At 30.7% G+C, this 1,993-nt stretch carries 2 protein-coding genes; both read left to right on the top strand.

Translation table 11 applies throughout. The features are described 5' to 3' along the window. On the top strand, positions 1-481 hold a 481-nt coding region (locus ACF91D_RS29995), incomplete at its 5' end, for an ArsA-related P-loop ATPase (protein WP_392438372.1). Then, positions 481-1,993, top strand: a 1,513-nt coding sequence (locus ACF91D_RS29990) for an FAD-dependent oxidoreductase (RefSeq protein WP_392438370.1), incomplete at its 3' end; no start/stop codon positions are given. The genes ACF91D_RS29995 and ACF91D_RS29990, both read left to right, overlap by 1 nt.

Below are 1,993 nucleotides of genomic sequence, written 5' to 3'. Positions count from 1 at the left end.
TATGGAAGATTTAAAATCACCTTGTACAGAAGAAATAGCATTTTTCAAAGCCTTTAGTGACATTATGGAGAATCAAGAAGACATGGATTACGTAATTGTAGATACAGCTCCTACAGGCCATACCTTGCTGTTACTTGATTCTAGTGAAAATCATCATAAAGAACTAAAGAAAAAATCAACTCAAACTACCAGTAATGTTGAAACATTATTACCCAAAATTCAAAATAAAAATTTAACACAGATGATAATCGTAACACTAGCAGAAAAAACACCTTATTTAGAATCTAAACGTTTAGTAGAAGATTTAAATAGAGCTAATATAGGCCATAATTGGTGGGTTGTTAATCAATCGTTAGTTACGCTAAATCAACGTGATGACCTTTTTAGTAACAAAAAAGAAGATGAATCAATTTGGATAAACAAGATTAAAAATGAAAGTCTTGATAATTATTTTGTCATACCTTATGGAGGGTTATCATAATGAAAAAAATTGTAATCATTGGTTCAGTTGCTGCCGGTACAAGTGTCGCGGCTAAAGCAAGAAGAAATAGTGAAGATGTGGAAATTACCGTTTTTGATAAAGATAGTGATATTTCGTATTCAGTATGTGGTATTCCCTACTATATAGGCGGTAATGTATCTGATATTGATGAACTCACGCCACGAAACGCTAAATGGTTTAAAGAGCGCTTTAATATAGATATTTATACAAAATATGAAGTGAATCAGATAAATGATACTGATCAAACAATAACAGTTACCAATTTAGTAAATGATGAAAAGATGATTCAAGAATATGACGAATTAGTATTAGCAACAGGTTCATCGCCTAAAGAACTTCCTCAATTAAATAGCGAAGAATATAACAATGTGTTTAAAGTTAAAAATATTAATGATGCGAAAGCAATTTATAATTATATTGAGGGCAATGATGTTCAGAATATAACAATCATTGGTGGTGGATTTATTGGTCTAGAGATGTTAGAACAATTATCTAATTACAATACTTCAATTGTTCAACGTAGTACTTTTATGCCTCATTTAGACTACGATATCAGTTTTATGATTCAAGAATATATTGAAGATAAAGCTAACGTATATACCTATAATGAAATAGATATTATTGATTATGATGAAAATCATACGATAAATAGAGTGAGATTAAAAACTGGCGAATTAATTGATACAGATTTAATCATTATTGGGATTGGTGTCACACCAAATACTAAATTAGCTAAAGAAATTGGTATTAATATTGGAAAATCTGGAGCAATACAAACCAATAAGTATTTTGAAACAAATATTCCTCACATATATGCAATTGGTGATGTAGCAGAAAGTTATAATTTAATTACTGGTAACCCTATATATAGACCGCTAGGTTCTACAGCAAATAAAATGGGACGTATTTTAGGAGATCGATTAACTGGTGGAAATCTAGAACATAAAGGTATTTTAGGAACAGGCATTGTTCGTATATTTGATATGACAATTGCCCAAACAGGCTTAACTGAAAAAGAAGCTATTGATTTAGATATTGATATTGACGTATTACACAATGTGAAACCGAATCGTCCAGAATATATGCAAGGCCAAGAAATGGTAATTAAAGCTATATTTGATAAAAACAATTCTAAATTACTTGGTGCCCAAATTATTGGGTATGAAGGTGTAGATAAGAGAATAGATGTACTAGCTACTGCTATAACGTTTGGTGCCAATGCAGAAGATTTATTTCATTTAGATTTAGCATATGCACCTCCTTTTTCTACAACTAAAGATCCTGTTATTTATACAGGGATGATTGGACACAATATTACTCGAGGACGCAAAATTATAACGCCTGAAGAAGTTATAAAACAAAATAATGATTTATTGATTTTAGATGTACGTTCTCCAAAGCAATTTGAAGTTGATCATGTTGATGGAGCGATTAACGTCCCATTGAAAACGTTGAGAAGTTATGCAAAAACGTTAGATGAAAATCAAACAA

This window comes from Staphylococcus sp. 231237_7MaSpsaltlick (assembly GCF_043107035.1).
Note: the sequence above shows the minus strand (reverse complement) of the source record. Positions and strands in the feature narration are given on the sequence as shown.